This is a genomic window from Streptomyces sp. enrichment culture, assembly GCF_964272855.1.
GTDB lineage: Bacteria > Actinomycetota > Actinomycetes > Streptomycetales > Streptomycetaceae > Streptomyces.
Genome location: NZ_OZ186847.1, coordinates 1,308,814 through 1,329,018 on the forward strand (window position 1 = coordinate 1,308,814; position 20,205 = coordinate 1,329,018).

General features: G+C 72.4%; 16 protein-coding genes. 12 read left to right on the forward strand and 4 right to left on the reverse strand.

Annotated features, from left to right (window positions below; all coding sequences use genetic code 11):
- Positions 1–80 precede the first annotated feature (80 nt).
- A complete protein-coding gene (locus tag ACSU6L_RS05630; RefSeq protein WP_437054137.1) occupies positions 81–2,585 on the forward strand; it encodes a ThuA domain-containing protein in 2,505 nt (834 codons plus the stop codon).
- 8 nt (positions 2,586–2,593) lie between these two features.
- Complete coding sequence (locus ACSU6L_RS05635) at positions 2,594–4,804, forward strand: OmpL47-type beta-barrel domain-containing protein (RefSeq protein ID WP_437054139.1); 2,211 nt, start codon at positions 2,594–2,596, stop codon at positions 4,802–4,804.
- A gap of 28 nt (positions 4,805–4,832) precedes the next feature.
- On the opposite strand, the gene ligD is transcribed toward ACSU6L_RS05635, so the two are convergent.
- On the reverse strand, positions 4,833–5,858 hold the full coding sequence (gene ligD / locus ACSU6L_RS05640; RefSeq protein WP_437054141.1) for a non-homologous end-joining DNA ligase: 1,026 nt from the start codon (positions 5,856–5,858) through the stop codon (positions 4,833–4,835).
- A 219-nt stretch (positions 5,859–6,077) separates the two neighbouring features.
- Between ligD and ACSU6L_RS05645 the strand changes: the two genes are divergently transcribed.
- Both ACSU6L_RS05645 and ACSU6L_RS05650 read left to right on the forward strand, forming a co-directional pair.
- Positions 6,078–6,413 (forward strand): hypothetical protein, encoded by a 336-nt coding sequence (locus ACSU6L_RS05645; protein ID WP_437054143.1) that lies wholly within the window; start codon positions 6,078–6,080, stop codon positions 6,411–6,413.
- A 52-nt stretch (positions 6,414–6,465) separates the two neighbouring features.
- On the forward strand, positions 6,466–7,536 hold the full coding sequence (locus tag ACSU6L_RS05650; protein WP_437054145.1) for an ATP-dependent DNA ligase: 1,071 nt from the start codon (positions 6,466–6,468) through the stop codon (positions 7,534–7,536).
- A gap of 51 nt (positions 7,537–7,587) precedes the next feature.
- Here the strand turns inward: ACSU6L_RS05650 and ACSU6L_RS05655 are convergent, their stop codons facing one another.
- Entirely contained in the window at positions 7,588–8,778 is a 1,191-nt protein-coding gene (locus ACSU6L_RS05655) for a zinc-dependent alcohol dehydrogenase (protein WP_437054147.1), read from the reverse strand.
- Between the two features lie 393 nt (positions 8,779–9,171).
- Here ACSU6L_RS05655 and ACSU6L_RS05660 point away from each other — a divergent pair, with 393 nt between their 5' ends.
- Positions 9,172–10,113, forward strand: coding sequence for a DUF3048 domain-containing protein (locus tag ACSU6L_RS05660; RefSeq protein ID WP_437064776.1), 942 nt, complete (start codon positions 9,172–9,174; stop codon positions 10,111–10,113).
- A gap of 45 nt (positions 10,114–10,158) precedes the next feature.
- On the opposite strand, the gene ACSU6L_RS05665 is transcribed toward ACSU6L_RS05660, so the two are convergent.
- Positions 10,159–10,623 (reverse strand): MarR family winged helix-turn-helix transcriptional regulator, encoded by a 465-nt coding sequence (locus tag ACSU6L_RS05665; RefSeq protein WP_437054149.1) that lies wholly within the window; start codon positions 10,621–10,623, stop codon positions 10,159–10,161.
- 212 nt (positions 10,624–10,835) lie between these two features.
- Here ACSU6L_RS05665 and ACSU6L_RS05670 point away from each other — a divergent pair, with 212 nt between their 5' ends.
- The 7 genes from ACSU6L_RS05670 to pcaDC are packed head-to-tail and all read left to right on the forward strand — an operon-like array spanning position 10,836 to position 17,281.
- Positions 10,836–11,591: a CoA transferase subunit A gene (locus tag ACSU6L_RS05670; protein WP_437054152.1), complete on the forward strand. Its 756-nt coding sequence runs from the start codon at positions 10,836–10,838 to the stop codon at positions 11,589–11,591.
- Positions 11,591–12,238 carry a CoA transferase subunit B gene (locus ACSU6L_RS05675; RefSeq protein ID WP_437054154.1) on the forward strand — a complete coding sequence of 216 codons (648 nt, stop codon included), beginning with the start codon at positions 11,591–11,593 and terminating at the stop codon, positions 12,236–12,238. Before ACSU6L_RS05670 ends, ACSU6L_RS05675 begins: the two co-directional genes overlap by 1 nt.
- Positions 12,235–13,437: a thiolase family protein gene (locus tag ACSU6L_RS05680; protein ID WP_437054156.1), complete on the forward strand. Its 1,203-nt coding sequence runs from the start codon at positions 12,235–12,237 to the stop codon at positions 13,435–13,437. Before ACSU6L_RS05675 ends, ACSU6L_RS05680 begins: the two co-directional genes overlap by 4 nt.
- A gap of 9 nt (positions 13,438–13,446) precedes the next feature.
- On the forward strand, positions 13,447–14,220 hold the full coding sequence (gene pcaH, locus ACSU6L_RS05685; protein ID WP_437054158.1) for a protocatechuate 3,4-dioxygenase subunit beta: 774 nt from the start codon (positions 13,447–13,449) through the stop codon (positions 14,218–14,220).
- A 6-nt stretch (positions 14,221–14,226) separates the two neighbouring features.
- Positions 14,227–14,832: a protocatechuate 3,4-dioxygenase subunit alpha gene (pcaG, locus tag ACSU6L_RS05690; RefSeq protein WP_437054160.1), complete on the forward strand. Its 606-nt coding sequence runs from the start codon at positions 14,227–14,229 to the stop codon at positions 14,830–14,832.
- Complete coding sequence (gene pcaB / locus ACSU6L_RS05695) at positions 14,829–16,160, forward strand: 3-carboxy-cis,cis-muconate cycloisomerase (RefSeq protein WP_437054162.1); 1,332 nt, start codon at positions 14,829–14,831, stop codon at positions 16,158–16,160. Before pcaG ends, pcaB begins: the two co-directional genes overlap by 4 nt.
- A complete protein-coding gene (gene pcaDC / locus ACSU6L_RS05700; RefSeq protein ID WP_437054164.1) occupies positions 16,157–17,281 on the forward strand; it encodes a bifunctional 3-oxoadipate enol-lactonase/4-carboxymuconolactone decarboxylase PcaDC in 1,125 nt (374 codons plus the stop codon). The genes pcaB and pcaDC overlap by 4 nt, the downstream gene beginning before the upstream one ends.
- 75 nt (positions 17,282–17,356) lie before the next feature.
- Here the strand turns inward: pcaDC and ACSU6L_RS05705 are convergent, their stop codons facing one another.
- Entirely contained in the window at positions 17,357–20,038 is a 2,682-nt protein-coding gene (locus ACSU6L_RS05705; protein ID WP_437054166.1) for an ATP-binding protein, read from the reverse strand.
- Positions 20,039–20,205 lie beyond the last annotated feature (167 nt).

The window sequence follows — 20,205 nt, forward strand, 5'->3', positions numbered from 1 at the left end:
TCATACCTATTGGCGAACCGCGCAAAGAGGTCTAGCTTCCTTGGCGCTGTTGCTGTGACCGACGAGGGGTGGATGACCACATGCGGTCCACATCGCACCACAGACCCAGGGCGCCACGACGGTCGGGGACCGGCAGACGGGCCGTCACGGCCGCCCTGACCGCCGGTTTCGTCGCCGCCGGGCTGCTCTCCGGCTCCGCCGCGAACGCGCGCCCGGCGCCGGAGCCACCACTGACAACGATGTCCGTCAAGTCGCCGCCGGGCGGCGCGAACGTACGGGTGCTGATCTTCCACGGCTCGGCCTCGTCCGGGGACGAGTCCCCGGTGGTGAACGCCGGGATCGAGGCGATCGAACGGATCGGGCTGTCCGGCCCGGCGAGCCAGCGCTTCAAGGTGGAGGCCACGGACGACGCCTCCGTGTTCACGAACGAGACCCGGCTGGGGCGGTTCAACGCCATCGTGTTCCTCACCGGCGGCGGGGACGTCCTCGACCCGGAGCAGGAGGCGGGCCTGGAAGCGTACATGGAGGCGGGCGGCGGTTTCGTCGGCATCCATGACGCGGCCCGGGCGGAGCCGTACTCGGACTGGTTCACCGGGCTGGTCGGCGCCCGGCCGGCAGCCGCGAGTCCGACGACCGTGCAGCGGGCGACGGTCGAGGTCGGCGACCGCCGGCATCCGGCCACCAAGGATCTGCCGGTGCGGTGGAAGCGCCCCGACCGGTGGTTGAACTGGGTGAAGAACCCGTCCGGCGATGTGCATACAGTCGCCCGTGTACGGGAGTCCACATACCAGCCCGGGACCGGGGCCAACGGCTGGGACCATCCGGTCAGCTGGTGCCGTGACTACGACGGCGGCCGCTCCTTCTACACCGGCATGGGCGGCACGGTGTCGTCGTACGACGAGACCGACTTCCGCGCCCATCTGCGCGGCGCCCTGCTGTGGACGACGCGGCTGGTGCGGGCCGACTGCAAGGCCACGATCAACGGCAACTACAAGGCCGAACGGCTGACCAGGCCCAACCAGCCCGGGCAGAACGACCAGATCGGCGAGCCGCACGGCCTGGTCACCGCCCCCGACGGACGGGTGTTCTACATCGGCCGCGGCGGCGCCGACTCCTCCCAGCCGGTGGTCACCGACTGGAACGACCCGGACATCGGCAAGGGCAAGGGCCAGATCCACGTCTACGACCCGAGGACGAAGCAGGTCACCCTCGCCGGCGAGCTGACCGTCTTCGGCAACAAGGGCGGCGGCGACGAGCTGGTCAAGGTCGAGGAGGGCCTGCTCGGCATCGAACTCGACCCGCGTTTCGAGGACAACGGCTGGGTGTATCTGCACTACACCCCGCACTCGGGGATCGACCGCGACACCCGCATGGCCGAGCGGCGCGTCTCCCGCTTCACCCTGGACCGCGCCACGAACAAGCTCGACCTGGGCAGCGAGAAGGTGCTGCTCAAGTGGCCGGTGCAGATCCACAGCTGCTGTCACGCGGGCGGCGGGATGGCCTGGGACTCCAAAGGCAACCTGTACATCGCGACCGGCGACAACAACTCCAGCCGCTTCAGCGACGGTTACTCCGGCAACAACCCGGAGCCCGACTACAAGGGCGTCTCCTTCGCCGACGCGCGCCGCACCGCCGGCAACACCAACAACCTCAACGGCAAGATCCTGCGCATCCACCCGGAGCCCGACGGGACCTACACCCTGCCCGAGGGCAACCTGTTCACGGGCGAGGAGACCGACGAGGGCGGCGGCAAGACCCGCGGCGAGATCTATGTGATGGGCGTCAGGAACCCGGCGCGCATCTTCGTCGACAAGACCACCGACGTCCTGTACGCGGGCTGGGTCGGCCCGGACGCGTCGGCGCCCTCCCCGGTGTGGGGTCCGGCCAAGTACGACACGTTCGCCGTCATCACCGAGGCGGGCAACCGGGGCTGGCCGTACTGCATGGGCAACAAGCAGCCGTACCGGGACCGCAACCTGCCGGATCCCTCGCAGCCGCTCGACTGGTACGACTGCGACCACCCGAAGAACGAGTCCCCGAACAACGACGGCCTGGTCAACCTGCCGCCGGTCACCGGCAACAACATCTGGTACTCCCCGCAGGGCGGCGCGCCGGAGTTCCCGCGTGACGCGAACGGCGTCCCGTCGTACCAGGCGGGCGAGCAGAAGTTCCTGCTGCCGTGGCTCAAGGGCGGCGGCCAGGCGGCCATGAACGGACCGGTCTACCGCTACGACGAGACGAGCGCGAGCGACGTCAAGTGGCCGTCGTACTGGGACGGCAAGTGGTTCGTCGGCGACTTCTACGACGCCGACCAGCCGCGCAACGCGGTGGTGATGGACCCGAAGACACAGGGCGACGGCGGGCTGCCGGTGCACTCGGAGTCGCTGAAGAAGATCGTCCCGGTCGGCAACGACGGCATCAAGAACCTGATGGACTGGAAGTTCGGTCCGGACGGCGCGCTGTACGTGCTCGACTACGGCCGCGGCTTCTTCACCTCGGACGCCAAGTCGGCCCTGTGGCGGGTGACGTACACCGGCGGCGGTCCGACGCCGGCGGCCGACCAGCTGGCGAGGGGGGCACAGTAGTGAGAGCTGTGACGACCGGGCGACGAAGAGCGCTGGCCGCGCTGCTGGCGGGGCTGCTCCTGCTGCTGGGGGTGCAGGCGGCCCCGGCCGCGGCCGACCGGAGCGGACCGGCCGCCGCGTCCGCCGCCCAGGTGCTCACCTGGACGGCCGGCGACGACATCACCAAGTACGTCTCGGCGCCCACGACCGCGGTGGCGGGCCCGGCGACGATCGTCTTCGAGAACAGCGCGGCCACCGGCAACACCACCGGCATGCCGCACACCCTGACGTTCGCGACGAACGACCCGGAGTTCAACAGCGACGTGCCGCTGAACATCCTGGCCAGTCCGAACGACGACATGGGCGGCCGGCACACCGCCGAGGTCACCCTGACCCCGGGCCGCTACTTCTACCACTGCACGATCCCCGGCCACGGCTCCATGCAGGGCATCCTCGTGGTGACCGAGGGCGGCGGCGAGGACACGACCGCGCCGGAGGCCACCGCGGAGGTCGGCGGCACGCGGAACGGGCAGGGAGAGTACGTCGGGTCGGCGACCGTGACGGTGCGGGCGACGGACGACGACGGCGGATCGGGAGTCGACCGTATACAGTACGCCGTCGGCACGGCGGGCGACTGGCTTCCGTACACCGCCCCCATCGTGGTCGACCAGGTCGGCACCCACACGATCCGCTACCGCGCCTACGACAAGGCCGGCAACGTCTCCGCCGAGAAGAGCGCCGAGTTCACCGTCGTCGCCCCGCAGTCGGACGACACCACCCCGCCGGAGACCTCGGCCACCGTCAGCGGCGACCGCAACCCCGACGGCACGTACATCGACATGGCGACGGTCACCGTCAGCGCCTCGGACACCGGGACCGGGGTCAACACCATCGAGTACGCGGTCGGCGCGAACGGATCCTGGCAGCCGTACACCGCCCCCGTGATGGTGCATCAGACCGGCGCGCACGTCGTCCGCTACCGGGCCACCGACAAGGCGGGCAACGTGGCGGCCGAGAAGAGCGTGGAGTTCACGGTGGTCGCCGCGCCGCCGCAGGACACCACACCACCGGTCACCGGGGCGACCGTCGACGGTACACGGAATTCCGACGGCGCGTACGTCAACCGCGCCACCGTGACCGTGACGGCGACCGACGCCGGCGGGTCGGGGGTCGACCGGATCGAGTATTCACTCGACGGTGGACCGTACATCGCATACACCACACCGCTGATCGTCGACCGCGCCGGCGCCCACACCGTCGCCTACCGCGCGACCGACAAGGCCGGCAACACCGCGCCCGCCCGCACGGTCAGCTTCACCGTCGTGGCCGGCCAGGTGCCGCCGCCGGACTGCCCCGAGTACGACGAACGCCGCACGGTCATCGTCGGGACGGTCGACTCGGGCGTGCCCAACCGGGTCACCGACAACCGGTGCCGGATCAACGAGCTGATCGAGGACGAGAAGGAGTGGACCTCGCACGCGCTGTTCCTCAAGCATGTGAAGTCGGTCCTCGACCGGCTGCTGCGCGAGGGGATCATCGACCAGCGCGAGGGCAACGCGATCCAGCGGGCGGCCCGGCAGTCCGGGATCGGCAAGCCCGGCCAGACCGAGGGCTACCGCACGATCTTCGACGGCAGCGCGGAGTCCTTCGCCGCCTGGCAGCACGTCGGCGGCGGCTCCTTCGGCCTCAACGCCGACGGGTCGATGACCAGCGGCACCACCGAGCCGGGCCTCGGCATGCTGTGGTTCCCGCAGCGCAAGTACGGCGACTTCTCGCTGCGCCTGCAGTGGCGTGACGACGCGCCCGGCACCGGCAACGCCAACTCCGGCGTCTTCGTGCGCTTCCCGTGGGTGCACGACCACCCGGAGGAGCCGCGGCCGGAGTGGGTCGCCATCAAGTACGGGCACGAGGTGCAGGTGCTCGACCGGCCCGACGGCGACATGTACAAGACCGGGTCGGTGTACGGCTTCGACCGGGTCGGTCTCGCCGGGGCCGGCGTCACCCAGAAGGGCACCTGGAACGACTACGAGATCCGGGTGGTCGACCAGCACTACTCGGTCTACCGCAACGGCGTGCTGATCAACGAGTTCGACAACATCGGCGGCCAGGACTTCGTCCCGCCCCGCTCGGACGACCCGGGCACGGACGGACGGCGCTTCGCCTCCGGTTACATCGGTCTCCAGGTGCACGGCACGACGGATGTGGTGTCGTACCGGGACATCCGCGTCAAGGAGTTGTGATCAAGGGGGCGTGATCAAGGGGTCGTGATCAAGGAGCTGTAGGCCCGGCCTTCTTCGCCCGGCTCGGCTGTACCCGCTTGGGCTCACCCGGCATCTTCGGATACTCGGGCGGGTACGGCAGATCCCCGAGCCCGTGGTCGTGTTCGTCGCGGCGGGCGAGTTCGAGCAGGGCTTCGAGGGAGTAGCGGCGCTCGTCCATGTCCGCGTGCACATCGCCGGCCTCGGCGAAGCGCGCGGGCATGGTCGCGAGGTCGAAGTCCCGGGGGTGGGCCCGGCCGACCTCCTCCCAGCGCAGCGGCGCGGAGACGGGGGCGTGCGGGCGGGGCCGTACGGAGTAGGCGGAGGCGATGGTGCGGTCCCGGGCGGTCTGGTTGTAGTCGATGAAGATCTTCTGGCCGCGCTCCTCCTTCCACCACTTGATGGTCACCCGTTCCGGCATCCGGCGTTCCATCTCCCGGCCGACGGCGATGGCGGCGCGGCGCACCTGGGTGAAGGTCCAGCGGGGCTCGATGGGGACGAAGACGTGCAGGCCGCGTCCTCCGGAGGTCTTGGGGAAGCCGCGCAGTCCGCCGAACTCGTCGAGTACGGCGCGCAGTTCGTGGGCGGCGTGGACGGCGTCGTCGTAGTCGGTGCCGGGCTGCGGGTCGAGGTCGATGCGGAGTTCGTCGGGGCGGTCGACGTCGTCGCGGCGGACCGGCCACGGGTGGAAGGTGAGGGTGCCGTACTGGGCGGCCCAGAGCACGGCGGCCTCCTCGGTGGGGCACATCTCGTCGGCGGTGCGGCCGCTGGGGAAGGTGATGTGGGCGGTGGGGATCCAGTCGGGCATGCTCTTCGGCGCCCGCTTCTGGAAGAACCACTCGCCGTTCACCCCGTCGGGGTAGCGCTCCAGGGTGGTGGGCCGGTCGCGCAGGGCGCGCAGGATGCCGGGTCCGACCGCGATGTAGTACCGGGCGAGGTCCAGCTTGGTGAAGCCGCGTTCCGGAAAGAAGACCTTGTCCGGATTGGACAGCCGTACGGTCCTGCCGCCCGCCTCGAGTTCCACCGCTTCGCCCATGCAGGCAACGGTAGACACGATCCGGCATTCCTCGCATCACCTGCATCCCGCGCGTCTCGCACATCCCGCATGTCTTGAGCATCCCGCACGTCTCGTGCATCTCGGGGCAGATTGCACACACAAGGCGGCATATCGGGTGCCGGTGCCGCAAGTTGCGGGGCCCATTTGGGTGGTTATGGTGGTTTTACCTGCACGTACCTACAACTGAGGAGGCAGGTCATGCGCGCCAGCAAGAGGTTGCGAACCGCCGTCCTGAGTTCGGCCCTCATCGCCGCTACCGCCGTCCTCACCCCGGCCGGCTTCCAGCAGGCCGCCGCGGCGACGCCCAGTCAGACCGAGGTCAGTGCCGTCAGTGCCGTCAGTCTCGTTCCCGAGTCGGCGAGGGACTACCGACGGGGCTTCCGGGACGGCTTCCGGGACGGCTGGCGGGACGCCAGGAGGGACTGCAAGGAGGACTACGGACTGCGGAGCAGGTCCGGCAACCGTGACTACGCCCGCGGTTACGCGGACGGTTACAGCTTCGGGTTCACCCGGGCCGAGCACCGGTACTGCTGAGCCACGCGTCGCGCGACGGGCGGACCCCGGGGACGACTCGTAGAGTCGGACCATGGATCTGCCCGTCATGCCGCCCGTGAAGCCGATGCTCGCCAAGTCGGTGGCGAGGATCCCGCCGGACATGCACTACGAGGCGAAGTGGGACGGGTTCCGGGCGATCGTCTTCCGTGACGGGCCCGAGGTGGAGCTGGGCAGCCGTACCACCAAGCCGCTGACCAGGTATTTCCCCGAGCTGGTGGCGGCGCTGAAGGAGCGGGTGCCGGAGCGGTGCGTGCTGGACGGGGAGATCGTGATCGCGCGGGAGGGCCGGCTGGACTTCGACGCGCTCACCGAGCGCATCCATCCGGCCGAGTCGCGGGTGCGGACGCTGGCGGAGCGCACGCCGTCGTCCTTCGTCGCCTTCGACCTGCTGGCCCTCGACGACGAGTCGCTGCTCGACGTGCCTCTGGAGGACCGGCGCGCGCTGCTGGTCAGGGCGCTGTCCGGGGTGACGGCGCCGGTGCATCTGGCGCCGGCGACGACGGACATCGAGGTGGCGCGGCAGTGGTTCGAGCAGTACGAGGGGGCGGGCCTGGACGGGGTGGTCGCCAAGCCGCGCAACCTGCGCTACCGCCAGGACGAGCGGGCCATGTTCAAGGTCAAGCACGAGCGGACGGCCGACGTGGTGGTCGCGGGCTACCGCTTCCACAAGAGCGGCCCCGTCGTCGGCTCGCTGCTGCTCGGGCTCTACGACGACCGGGGTGTCCTGCAGCACGTGGGCGTGTCGGCCGCGTTCTCGATGAAGAAGCGGGCCGACCTGGTCGAAGAGCTGGAGCCGCTGCGCATGGAGGACGCCTCGGGGCATCCGTGGGCGGCCTGGGCCGAGGAGGCGGCGCACGAGTCGGCGCGGCTGCCGGGGGCGCCGAGCCGCTGGTCGGGCAAGAAGGACCTGTCGTGGGTGCCGCTGCGTCCGGAGCGGGTGGTGGAGGTGGCGTACGACCACATGGAGAACGGCGCCCGCTTCCGGCACACGGCCCGCTTCCGCCGCTGGCGGCCGGACCGGACGCCGGAGAGCTGCACGTACGCGCAGCTGGAGGAGCCGGTGCGGTACGACCTCGCGGAGATCTTCGGGGAGAGCGGCTGACAGACAGACGCCGGTCCGGTCGGTCCGGGCCGGCGTCTGACCCGAGCGGTGTCAGGGCGTCATCAGCACCTTCACCGCGCCGTCCTGCTTGCGCTGGAACATCTCGTAGGCGTGCGGGGCGTCCTCCAGCGGCAGCCGGTGGGTGGCGAAGTCGTCGACGCCGAGCACGTCCTCGTCGGTGAGGTAGGGGATGATCTCGTCGGTCCAGCGGCGGACGTTGGCCTGGCCCATCCGGATCTGGAGCTGCTTGTCGAAGAGGGTGAGCATCGGCAGCGGGTCGGCCGTGCCGCCGTAGACGCCGACGAGGGACAGGGTGCCGCCGCGGCGGACGAGTTCGATCGCGGTGTGCAGGGCGGCGAGCCGGTCCACGCTGAAGCGTTCTGCGAGGGGGCCGCCGATGGCCCTGGGCAGCAGGGCGGCGGCCTGCTGGGTGAGTTTGGCGACGGCGCTGCCGTGCGCCTCGGTGCCGACCGCGTCGATCACGGCGTCCGGGCCGCGCCCGTCGGTCTCGTCGCGGATGGCGGCGACGAGTTCCTTCTCGCTGTCGAAGCTTCGCAGGTCGTACGTCTCCACGCCGCGCGCCCGGGCGCGTTCCAGCCGCTCGGAGACCAGGTCGATGCCGAACACGCGTCCGGCGCCGCGTACCTGGGCGACCCGGCAGGCCATGTCGCCGATGGGTCCGAGACCGAGGACGGCGACGCTGCCGCCCTGGGGGACGTCGGCGTAGGCGACCGCCTGCCAGGCGGTGGGCAGTACGTCGGAGAGGTAGAGGAAGCGGTCGTCGGGCGGGCCCTCGGGGACCTTGATGGGGCCGAACTGGGCCTGCGGGACCCGGAGGTACTGGGCCTGGCCGCCGGGGACGGCGCCGTACAGGCGGGTGTAGCCGAACAGGGCGGCGCCCATGCCCTCGCCGCTGACCTGGGTGGTCTCGCACTGGGTCGGCAGCGAGTTGAGGCACATCCAGCAGTCGCCGCAGGCGATCTGGAACGGTACGACGACCCGGTCGCCGGCCGCGAGATCGGGTACGCCCGCCCCGACCTCCTCGACGATGCCCATGGGCTCGTGCCCGAGGATGTCGCCCGGAGTCATGAACGGGGTGAGCACCTCGTACAGATGGAGGTCGGAGCCGCACAGGCCGGTCGAGGTGACGCGGATGACCGCGTCGGTCGGTTCCTCGATGCGTGGATCGGGCACATTGTCCACGCTGACCTTCCGCTTGCCCTGCCATGTCACTGCCCTCATGCCCGCGCTCCCTCCGTCGCCCCGGGGGCTTGGTCCTGCGGTTGCGCGCCCCGGGTACCCGGGGCGGCGCGCACCGAATCGTGGCGTGTGCGCCGATCGGCGCATTCCGCGTGAGCCACCGGCTGATGACCGGCACCGCACATGACGTGACCGGGTATGGCCATCGATGACCGGATAAGCGCACAATCGGGAACACGGGACTGGTGGGTGGCAGCGGTGGGCAGAGCACGAACGGTGAGCACACCACGGACGGTGAGCACACGACGAGCGCCGGGCGCGGAACCGTCGGCGGGCACGGAACCATCCGCAGGCGCGCACCCATCGGCAGGCGCGTCCGCGCCCCCGGCACCAAGATCCCCCCGCCCCCGGCGCCTCACCACAGCCGCCGCCACCCTGCTGGCCGTCGCCCTCGCCGCCTCCCTGGCGGCGGGCTGCACCGCCGGTGGCGGCCGGGGGTCCGACGACGGCCGGGGACCGGACCCCGAGTCGTCGGGCTCGGACGGCACGACGTACGGGGCGGGCGACGGGTCGGTGCTCGCCGTGAAGATCGACAACTCCCGGCGGGCCCGCCCGCACACCGGTCTGAACGCGGCGGACGTGGTCTACGTCGAGCAGGTCGAGGGCGGTCTGAGCCGGCTGATGGCGGTGTACGCGACCGAGCTGCCGAAGGCCGTGGGGCCGGTGCGCAGCGCCCGGGAGTCGGATCTTGAGCTGCTGCGCCAGTTCGACCGGCCGACGCTCGCCTTCTCCGGCGCCCAGCGCAAGCTGCTCCCGCTGATCGACATGGCCCCGTTGAACGCCCAGCCGCCCGAGCGGACGCCCGGCGCCTACTACCGGGGCGCCGGCCGGCCCGCGCCGCACAACCTCTATCTGAGCCCGGACCGGCTGATCCCGGCCCCGCCGGGCGCCGACGCGCTGACGACCGGCTTCCGCTACGGCGCCGCACCCGAGGGCGGGGTGCCGCTGTCGTCGCGGACGGTGACGTACCCCGCGGCCGGCTTCACCTTCACCTGGTCCGAGAGCCGGGCGCGCTGGCTGGTGTCGATGGACGGCGCTGCCGCGACCACCACCGACGCGGGGGAGGTGGCGCCCGCGACGGTGGTCGTGCAGTACGTGAACCTGCGGCCGTCCGGGTACTTCGACAGCCTGGGGCACAACACGCCGTTCACCGAGACGGTGGGCGAGGGCCGGGCCGAGGTGCTGCGCGACGGAAAGGTCCACCACGTGGAGTGGAAGCGCGCGACGGCGTTCGAGGGCACGCGGTTCACGACGAACGACGGCGCTCCGGTGAACTTCGCCGAGGGTCAGGTGTGGGTGGTGTTCGCGACGGCGTGACCGGGCCGGATGGCTGGTGAGGGATGAAGGATGGCGCGCCCGGTGTCAGTGCTGGGCGGCCAGCGGCTCGGTGGGGTTGCGCAGCCCCTCCGCCGCGTCCGCGACCCGCTGGATCAGGCTGAGGAACTGGGTGCGCTCCTCCGCGGAGATCGGGGCGAGGAACACCTGGTTCATCCGGGCGGCGCGCACCGCCAGCTTGCGCTGGGTGCGGGTCCCGTCGTCGGTGAGCCGCAGCAGGAAGCGGCGGCCGTCCTGCGGGTCGCGGACCTTGTCGAGCAGTCCGCGGCCGACGAGCCGGGCGATGACCTCGGCGATCGTGGAGCGGTCCAGCCCCACCCGCTCCCCCACGGTGCGCTGGTCCAGGCCGGGTTCGGTGACGAGCGTGTTGAGGACGGCGAACTGGGGCGAGGTGATCTCCTCGGAGACCATCGTGTTCCACAGCAGGTGGTGGGCCTGCTGGAGGCGCCGGGCCTGATGCCCGAGTTGGGTGCTGAGGTCCACCGCGGCCATGTGCGCTCCCGGGTTGCCGATTCGTTGGTGCACTGAACGATACCGCGCGAGACCCGGGTGATCGGAGGCCGCCATCGTCGGCTTTTCTCGCATAATCCGAGGTCTTGACGGTTCGGCCCGCCGGTGGCAGCGTGTGGGAACACCTCGCGGAAATAGTCAGTGCACTGATTGATCTGTGCGCTGGGTCGCTCGGCAGAGATGGGACTTCTCGGATGGACAAGGTGGTGGCCACCGCCCTGGAGGCGGTGGCCGACGTGGGTGACGGCGCGTCGCTGACGGTCGGCGGTTTCGGGCTGAGCGGTGTGCCGAACGTGCTGATCGAGGCCCTGTACGAGCGGGGGGTCACCGGGCTGTCGGTGGTCTCCAACAACTGCGGGGCGATGGAGTCCGGCCTCGCGGTGCTGCTGGCCGCCGGGCGGATCGCGCGCGTCACCGGCTCCTACATCGGGGCCAACAAGGAGTTCGCCCGCCAGTACCTGGCCGGTGAGCTGGAGGTGGAGCTGATCCCGCAGGGCACCCTCGCCGAACGGCTGCGCGCCGGCGGCGCCGGGATACCCGCCTTCTACACCCCCGCCGGTGTCGGCACCCAGGTCGCCGAGGGCGGCCTGCCGTGGCGGTACGACGGCGAGGGCGGTGTCGCGCTGGCCTCGCCGGCGAAGGAGGTGCGGGAGTTCGACGGCGTGGAGTACGTGCTGGAGCGCGGCATCCGCACCGACTTCGCGCTGGTGCGGGCGGCGAAGGGCGACCGGCACGGGAACCTCGTGTTCAACAAGTCCTCCCGGAACTTCAACCCGCTCGCGGCGACGGCCGGGCGGGTCACGATCGCCGAGGTGGAGGAGCTGGTCGAGCCCGGCGGGATCGACCCGGACGCGGTCCATCTGCCGGGGATCTTCGTGCAGCGGGTGGTCGCCCTCACCCCGGAGCAGGCGGCGGACAAGAAGATCGAGCAGCGGACGGTGAGCAGCTGATGGCCTGGACGCGTCAGGAGATGGCCGCGCGGGCGGCCCGGGAGCTTCGGGACGGCCAGTACGTCAATCTCGGCATCGGCCTGCCCACGCTGATCCCGAACCACCTGCCCGAGGGCGTGGAGGTGGTCCTGGAGTCGGAGAACGGCATCCTGGGCACCGGCCCCTACCCCACCGAGGACCAGGTCGACCCCGATCTGATCAACGCCGGGAAGGAGACCGTGACCGTGCTGCCGGGCGCCTCCTTCTTCGACTCGGCGCTGTCCTTCGGCATGATCCGCGGCGGGCACATCGATGTCGCGGTGCTCGGCGCGATGCAGGTCTCCGCGCGCGGGGACCTGGCGAACTGGGCGGTGCCGGGGAAGATGGTCACCGGCATCGGCGGGGCGATGGACCTGGTCCACGGCGCCCGCACGGTGATCGTGGTGATGACGCACACCGCCAAGGACGGCAGCCCCAAGATCCTTCAGGAGTGCGCGCTGCCGCTCACCGGCAAGGCGTGTGTGAACCGGGTCATCACCGACCTGGGCGTCCTCGACGTCACCGACGACGGTCTCGTCCTCGTCGAGACGGCGCCCGGCGTCACCCCCGAGGAGATCGTGGCGAAGACCGCCGCCAAGGTCCGCGTCAGCGAGGAGATCGCGTCATGAGGGACGTCTACGTCGTCGACGCCGTCCGCACCCCCATCGGCCGCTACAACGGCACCCTGGCCCCGGTCCGCCCGGACGACCTCGCGGCCCACGCCGTCCGCGAACTCCTCGCCCGGACACCCGGCCTGGACCCGTCCCGTGTCGAGGACGTCTACTTCGGCAACGCCAACGGGGCGGGCGAGGAGAACCGCAACGTCGCCCGCATGGCCGCGCTCCTGGCGGGCCTGCCGACGTCGGTGCCCGGCGTGACCGTGAACCGGCTGTGCGCGTCCGGTCTGGAGGCCGTGATCCAGGCGGCCCGCGCCATCGCGGTCGGGGACGCCTCCGTCGCCGTCGCCGGCGGTGTCGAGTCCATGACCCGGGCGCCGTACGTGCTCCCGAAGAGCGACCGCCCCTTTCCCGCCGCCCACACCGAGCTGTACTCGACCACCCTCGGCTGGCGCATGGTCAACCCGCGGATGAACCCGCAGTGGACCGTCCCGCTCGGAGAGAGCGCCGAACTCATCGCCGACAAGCACAAGATCACGCGGGAGCAGCAGGACGAGTTCGCCCTCGCCAGCCACCGCAAGGCCGCCCAGGCCCAGGCCGACGGCCTGTTCGACGGCGAACTCGTCCCCGTGTCCGTCCCCCGCCGCAAGGGCGACCCCATCGTCCTCGCCGCCGACGAGTGCGTACGGCCCGACGCCTCCCTGGAGGCCATGGCGAAGCTCCGGCCCTCCTTCCGCGAGGACGGCGGCACGGTGACCGCGGGCAACGCCTCCCCGCTGAACGACGGCTCCGCCGCGCTGCTGCTGGTCGACGAGGAGGGCCTGAAGGCCACCGGCCGCGAACCCCTCGCGCGGGTCCGCTCGACCGGCGTCTCGGCGATCGACCCGCACTACTTCGGGCTCGCCCCCGTCGAGGCGGTCAACCGGGCGCTCGCCAAGGCCGGCAAGGGCTTCGCCGACCTCGACGTGCTGGAGCTGAACGAGGCCTTCGCCGCCCAGGTGCTGGGCTGTGTCGCCGAATGGCCCGAGTTCGACCCGGCGATCCTCAACCCGCAGGGCGGCGCCATCGCCCTCGGCCACCCGCTCGGTGCCTCCGGCGCCCGCCTCGCCGGCACCGTCGCCCACCAGCTCGCCCGCAAGGGCGGCGGGGTCGGTGTCGCCACCCTCTGCATCGGCGTCGGCCAGGGTCTCGCCCTGGTCCTGGAACGCTAGGAACCGCTCATGACGCTCACTCAGCAGGACATCGACCAGGAGATCGCGGCCGAGCACGCCGCGTACGAGAAGCGGGTCGCCGACGGCGCCCCGGTCGAGCACCACCCGCGGCGCGACTACGCGCCGTACCGCTCCTCGGTACTGCGGCACCCGAAGCAGCCGCCGATCACCATCGACGTGACTAAGGACCCGGAGCTGGTGGAGCTGTCCTCGCCCGCCTTCGGCGAGCGGGACATCACGGAGATCGACAACGATCTGACCCGGCAGCACACCGGGGAGCCGATCGGCGAGCGCATCACCGTGTCGGGACGGCTGCTGGACCGCGCCGGGCGCCCGATCCGCGGGCAGCTCGTCGAGATCTGGCAGGCCAACTCGGCGGGCCGCTACGCTCACCAGCGCGAGCAGCACGACGCGCCGCTCGACCCCAACTTCACCGGCGTGGGCCGCACACTCACCGACGCCGAGGGCCGCTACCACTTCACCACCATCCAGCCGGGCCCGTACCCGTGGCGCCAGCACCTCAACGCCTGGCGGCCGGCGCACATCCACTTCTCGGTCTTCGGCACGGCGTTCACCCAGCGGCTGGTGACGCAGATGTACTTCCCGAGCGACCCGCTCTTCCCGTACGACCCGATCATCCAGTCGGTGACGGACGACGCCGCCCGGCAGCGGCTCGTCGCGACGTACGACCACGGCCTGTCGGTGCCGGAGTTCTCGATGGGCTACCACTGGGACATCGTGCTCGACGGCCCGCAGGCCACCTGGATGGAAGAAGGGCGCTGACCAGCCATGACGAAGATCGACACGAGCCGTCCGGAGACCGTGCTGCCCACCCCGTCGCACACGGTCGGCCCCTTCTACGGCCACGCCCTGCCCTTCCCCGGCGGCGGCGACATCGCGCCCGTCGGCCACCCGGACACCATCGCCCTGCAGGGCCATGTGTACGACGGTGAGGGCAACCCGCTGCCGGACGCCTTCCTGGAGCTGTGGGGCCCGGACCCGGACGGCGAGCTGCCGCGGGTCGACGGCTCCATGCGCCGTGACCCCGCCAGTGGCGGCTTCCTCGGCCGCAACGGCGTGGAGTTCACCGGCTGGGGCCGCGTCCAGACCGACGCGGGCGGCCACTGGAGCGCGCGGACCCTGCGGCCCGGCGCGCGCGGGAACAACGCGCCCTACCTCAGCGTGTGCGTCTTCGCGCGCGGGCTGCTGGTGCACCTGTTCACCCGGATCTATCTGCCCGGCGACGAGGCGGCGCTGGCCGCCGACCCGCTGCTGGCCCGGCTCGACGCGTCGCGCCGCGCCACGCTGGTCGCCCAGGACGACGGGAAGGGCACCTACCGTTTCGACATCCGCCTTCAGGGCGAAGGCGAGACGGTCTTCCTGGAGTTCCAGTGACATCCGACGCTCCCGACACCGGCCTGCTCACCCCCGGGTGGGCGGGCTCCCCCGCCGCCGACGCGGCGAGCGACACCGCGTACCTGCGGGCGCTGCTCGACGCGGAGGCGGCGCTCACCCGCGCCCAGGCGGCCCTCGGCCTCGCCCCGGACGGGGCGGCGGCGGCGGTCACCGAGGCCGCCGACCCGGACCGGTTCGACGTACGCTCGCTGGCCGAGCGGGCCCGCGGCGGCGGCAACCCGGTGATCCCGCTGGTCGCCGATCTGACGAAGGCGGTCGGCGGGGAGTACGGCCCGTACGTCCACCGGGGGGCGACCAGCCAGGACGTCCTCGACACGGCGACGGCGCTGGTCGCCGCGCGTGTCCTGGACGTGGTGCTGGCCGATCTGGGCCGCGTCCAGGGGGCGCTGGCCCGGCTGGCCGCGGAGCACCGGGACACGGCGATGCCGGGGCGGACCCTCACCCAGCACGCCGTGCCGACGACGTTCGGGCTGAAGGCGGCCGGCTGGCGGTCGCTGGTGCTGGACGCGCGGGACCGGCTGCGGGCGGTGCGTGACGCGCTGCCGGTGCAACTCGGCGGCGCGGCGGGCACGTTGGCCGCCTTCACCGCGTTCGGAGCGCGCGATCCGCTGGCCCTGGTCGACGCCTATGCCCGCGAACTGGGCCTGGCAGTCCCCGTGTTGCCCTGGCACACTCTGCGCACGCCCGTCGCGGATCTCGCCGGCGCCCTGGTGTTCACCGCGGGGGCCCTCGGCAAGACGGCCGTCGACGTGCTCACGCTGGCCCGCACGGAGATCGCGGAGGTCTCCGAGGGCAGCGGCGGCGGCTCCTCCGCCATGCCGCACAAGGCGAACCCGGTGCGGGCCACGCTGATCGCCGCCGCCGCCCGGCGCGCACCCCAGCTCGCGGCCACGCTGTACGGGTCGCTTGCGGCGGAGGACGAACGGCCGGCCGGCGCCTGGCACGCGGAGTGGGAGCCGCTGCGGGACCTGCTGCGGCTGGTCGGCGGCGCGGCGCGGGACGCCGTGGAACTGGCCGAGGGGCTGCGGGTGCGCCCGGACGCCATGCGCGCCCACCTGGACCTCACCCACGGGATGATCACCTCCGAGCGGCTGGCCGCCGCGCTGGCGCCCGTGCTGGGCCGGGCCCGCGCCAGGGAACTGCTCACCGAAGCGGCCCGCCGCGCCTACGACGAGAACCGTCCCCTCGCCGAACTCCTGGCGTCCGAGCCGGACTTGCAGGACCTCGACCTGGACGACCTCACCGACCCCACCCGCTACACCGGCTCCGCCGGAGCCCTCACCGACCGTGCCCTGGAGCGAGAGTGACCGACCAGCTGCTCAACCATCGTGCCGAAGGCGCGCCGACCGCTCCCCCGCTGCTGCTCGGGCCCTCGCTCGGCACGTCGTACGCGCTGTGGGACAAGGTCGCGCCCGAACTGTCCGCCGGGCACCGGGTGATCCGCTGGGACCTGCCCGGCCACGGCGGCTCCGCGGCCGAGCTGATCAAGCCCGGGGCGACCGTGGGCGACCTCGCCGCGCTGGTGCTGGCGCTCGCCGACTCGCTCGGCGTTGAGCGGTTCGCGTACGCGGGGGTGTCGCTGGGCGGTGCGGTCGGGCTGCACCTGGCGGTGCACCACCCCGAGCGGCTGTCGTCGCTGGCCGTGATCTGCTCGTCGGCGCACTTCAACGGCTCCCGGCCGTGGGAGGAGCGGGCCGCGCTGGTCCGCCGCGAAGGGCTGGCCGGGCTGGCGGAGGGCGCGGACGCCCGCTGGTTCACCCCCGGGTTCACCGTGCCGGAGCTGGTACGGGACCACCGCGAGGCCGACCCCGAGGCGTACGCCGCCTGCTGTGACGCACTCGCCGCGTTCGACCTGCGCGACCGGCTCGCCGGCATCGGCGTGCCCACGCTGCTGATCGCGGGCCGGGACGACCCGGCGACGCCGCCCGCGCATCTGCGGGAGATCGCCGACGCGGTGCCGGACGCCACCCTGGTGGAGATCCCGGGCGCCTCGCACCTGGCGCCCGCCGAGCGCCCCGAGGCCGTGCTGAGCGCGCTGCGGGCCCATCTGGGCGGGGACGCCCGGCGCGGCATGGAGGTGCGGCGCGAGGTGCTGGGCGACGCGCACGTGGACCGGGCTCAGTCCCGGCAGACGCCGTTCACCGCGCGGTTCCAGGACTTCATCTCGCGCTACGCGTGGGGCGAGATCTGGACCGACCCGACGCTCAGCCGCCGCGAACGAAGCATGATCACGCTGACCGCGCTGGTCGCGCACGGCCACTACGAGGAGCTGGCGATGCACGTGCGGGCGGCGCGGCGCAACGGGCTGACGCCGGAGGAGATCGGGGCGGTGCTGCTGCAGACGGCGGTGTACTGCGGGGTCCCGGCGGCGAACTCGGCGTTCGCGACGGCCCAGCGGGTGCTGGCGGAGGAGGACTCCACCCGATGACCTTCCCGGAGGAGGACGCCGCCGGGTGACACCGGCGGTGGCCGCTACCCCGGGATGTCGTCCGAGGCCCGCGCCCTACGTCCCCGCCAGCGCCGCCAGTGCGTCCTCCGCCTGCCGCGCCAGCCCGTCCGCGCCGCACGAACGCGCCAGGGTCAGGCCCCGGTTCAGTTCGGCGGTGGAGCGGGCGGCGAGTCCGTGCTCGATCCGGGCGGCGGCGTGCTCGTACTGGCAGGGGGAGGCCTCCAGGTAGGTGACGGCCTGGGCGGTGAGCCGCACCTGGCGCTGGCCGGTCTCCAGCGCGGCGGCGCAGCGCAGGGCCTCGCCGATGGCGGTGTCGGTGCCGAACCGCTCGGCCTGGCGGCGGGCGTCGGCGGCGAGCCGGGCCGCGCGGGCCGGGTCCTGGACGGCGAGGGCACGGGCCAGGTCGACGGTCCAGGGCGCCAGCACCGGGTTGTGGCCGCCGCGCGTGGCGGCGGCCTTCTCGGCGGCCTCCAGTTCGTTGACGCCCTCCTCGGTGCGGCCGACGGCGAGGAGCAGGCGGCCGCGCACGGAGCGGGTGTCGGGCAGCACGATGGTCGACGGGTAGGGCGGGGCGAAGCCGTAGCGTTCGGCGATCGACCAGGCCTCCTCGACATGGCCGCGGGCGAGCAGCGTGTCGACCAGTCCGCAGGTGGCCGACCAGTACAGGGGCAGGCCCCGGCCGACGCGTTCGGCGAGCCGCAGCGACTCCCGCAGCGTCTGCTCGGCGTCCTTCAGGCGGCCCTGGCGGCGGAAGGCGAGTCCGAGGAAGGCGTGCGCGAGAGCCAGGTGGCCGCCGCTCCAGCCGGCCGAGGTGTAGGTGCGCAGGGCCTCGGCGAACAGGTTCTCCGCGCGGTCCAGCCGGTCGGTGTAGGCGTAGGAGCTGCCGAGCATCATCAGCAGTTCGACACCCCACTCGGTGTCGGTCCAGCCGAGGCCGGGCGCGAGGCGGCCGTTGACGAGCGCGCGGTCGCAGACCTCGACGACCTCCTCGGCGTTCTCGCCGTGCGTCATGGCGTCGAAGCCGCGCAGGATGAGCAGGGCGCGCTCGGAGTTGTCGCGGCCGGCGCAGGTGCCGGCGAGTTCGGCGAGGCGGCGGGAGCGGCCCGGGGTGGCGGACTCGCCGGCGTAGACGCCCTCCCACATGTACTGCACGGCCCGCAGCCGCATCCGGGCGGGCCCCTCCTCGTGCCGGGCGGCCTCCGCCTCGACGGTGCGCACGGCCTGTTCCAGCTGGTCGTTGTGGAGCAGCGCCTGGGAGAGGCGGAAGACGGCGTCGACGCGTTCGGGGCCGTCCAAGCCGGGCATGGCGAGCGCGGTCTGGAGGTGGTCGACGGTCTTGGCGGGCGCGGTGAGCAGGGTGGCGCAGCCCAGCTCGTAGTGGACGTGGGCGTGCACCTCGGGGCGGGGCGGCTCCTGCAGGGCGCGTTCCAGGCACTGGCGGGCCGCGTCGGGCGCGCCGACGGCGAGGTGTTCGCGGGCTGCGTCGCGCAGCTGGTCGACGAGTTCGGCGTCGTCGTCGGGGTGGACCTGGAGCAGGTGCCGGGAGGCGGCCGCGGCACCGAGGCCGAGGTCGGTGACGATCCGGGCGGCGATGCCGTGCATGGCGCGGCGCAGCGCGTCGGGGATGGAGTTGTAGACGGCGGTGGCGATCAGCGGGTGGACGAACTCCAGGTCGTCGTCGGAGACCTGGGCGCCCGCCGGGTCGGGGGCGGTGAGGATACGGGCGTTCTCCAGCAGTCCGGCGCAGCGTTCGGCCTGTTCGTGGCTCATGGTGGTGAGCCGGGCCACCAGGTCGACGGTGATGCCGGTGCCGAGGATGGCGGCCGCCCAGGCGAACCGGGTGGCGTCGATGCCGAGGCCTTCGAGGCGGGCGACCAGGCCGCCGCCGCGCGCGGAGCGGTTCAGGGCCCGCAGTTCGCCGGCGGAGTTCTCGGTGGGCTCCATCTCGCTGTCGAGCACCTTGGCGAGGAGCTCGACGGTGTCGTACGGGTTCCCGGCGGTGACCGCCCACACCTCGCGGCAGAACGGGCCGTCGGCGTGCGGGCCGACGGTGGCGCGGGTCAGTCCGGCGACGGCGTCCGGGGTGAGGGCGCTCAGCGTGGTGACGGACCGGGCGGCCGCGGCGGCGATCGCGTCGAGGTGGCGGGCACGCTCGCCGGTGACCCCGCCGGGCCGGCGCGCGACCACGACCAGTACGGACAGGTCGGGCAGCCGTTCGGCGAACGCGGCGAGCCAGCGCAGGGTCTCCTGGTCGGCCCAGTGCGCGTCGTCGATCAGCAGCACCAGCGGCCAGTCCCGCCGGGACAGCCTGCGCACGGCGGCGACCAGGCCGTCGCACACGCCCTGCGGGTCGGCCTGGCGTTCGCCGGGGTCCGTTATGCCGAGGGCGGGGCCCGCGATGTCGAACCAGTCGCCGAGGTAGTCGCGGGCCTCCTCGGGCAGCATCGACACCAGCGCGGGCTGCAGCAGCTGCCGTACGACGTTGAAGGGGACGGAGCCCAGGGTCTCGCCGCCGCGCGCCGACCACACCGTGCAGCCGCGTTCCTCGGCGATCCGGCGGGTCTCGGCGAGCAGCGCGGTCTTGCCGAGGCCCGCCTCGCCGCGCAGGACCAGCAGGCTGCCGGAGGACGATCGGTCGGCGCACAGGGCGTCGACGGCCCGCCGGATGACGTCGAGCTCCTCGTCACGCTCCCACAGGGAAGCCGAGGCGGCCGCCGTCGGCCGTACCTCCGTCATCCCGCTACCTCCCCAAGTCGCCCGAACGACGTACAGGGCGAGCGTAGCCGCCCGGACCCCCCGGTGGTGGAGGGCCACAAGACCTCTTGCCGTCACGGGTGACACCTTGTATATCGGAGGCGACGTGCCGTGGCCTGGGCCGTGCCGGTGACGGTCGTTGACAGTCA

Bases quoted from the DNA above. Each gene is read 5' to 3' on its own strand.
- ACSU6L_RS05630 (WP_437054137.1), top strand. From the start codon at position 81: ATGCGGTCCACATCGCACCACAGACCCAGGGCGCCACGACGGTCGGGG.
- ligD (WP_437054141.1), bottom strand. From the start codon at position 5,858: ATGGGCGAAGCGGTGGAACTCGAGGCGGGCGGCAGGACCGTACGGCTG.
- ACSU6L_RS05645 (WP_437054143.1), top strand. From the start codon at position 6,078: ATGCGCGCCAGCAAGAGGTTGCGAACCGCCGTCCTGAGTTCGGCCCTC.
- ACSU6L_RS05650 (WP_437054145.1), top strand. From the start codon at position 6,466: ATGGATCTGCCCGTCATGCCGCCCGTGAAGCCGATGCTCGCCAAGTCG.
- ACSU6L_RS05655 (WP_437054147.1), bottom strand. From the start codon at position 8,778: ATGAGGGCAGTGACATGGCAGGGCAAGCGGAAGGTCAGCGTGGACAAT.
- ACSU6L_RS05665 (WP_437054149.1), bottom strand. From the start codon at position 10,623: ATGGCCGCGGTGGACCTCAGCACCCAACTCGGGCATCAGGCCCGGCGC.
- ACSU6L_RS05670 (WP_437054152.1), top strand. From the start codon at position 10,836: ATGGACAAGGTGGTGGCCACCGCCCTGGAGGCGGTGGCCGACGTGGGT.
- ACSU6L_RS05675 (WP_437054154.1), top strand. From the start codon at position 11,591: ATGGCCTGGACGCGTCAGGAGATGGCCGCGCGGGCGGCCCGGGAGCTT.
- ACSU6L_RS05680 (WP_437054156.1), top strand. From the start codon at position 12,235: ATGAGGGACGTCTACGTCGTCGACGCCGTCCGCACCCCCATCGGCCGC.
- pcaH (WP_437054158.1), top strand. From the start codon at position 13,447: ATGACGCTCACTCAGCAGGACATCGACCAGGAGATCGCGGCCGAGCAC.
- pcaG (WP_437054160.1), top strand. From the start codon at position 14,227: ATGACGAAGATCGACACGAGCCGTCCGGAGACCGTGCTGCCCACCCCG.
- ACSU6L_RS05705 (WP_437054166.1), bottom strand. From the start codon at position 20,038: ATGACGGAGGTACGGCCGACGGCGGCCGCCTCGGCTTCCCTGTGGGAG.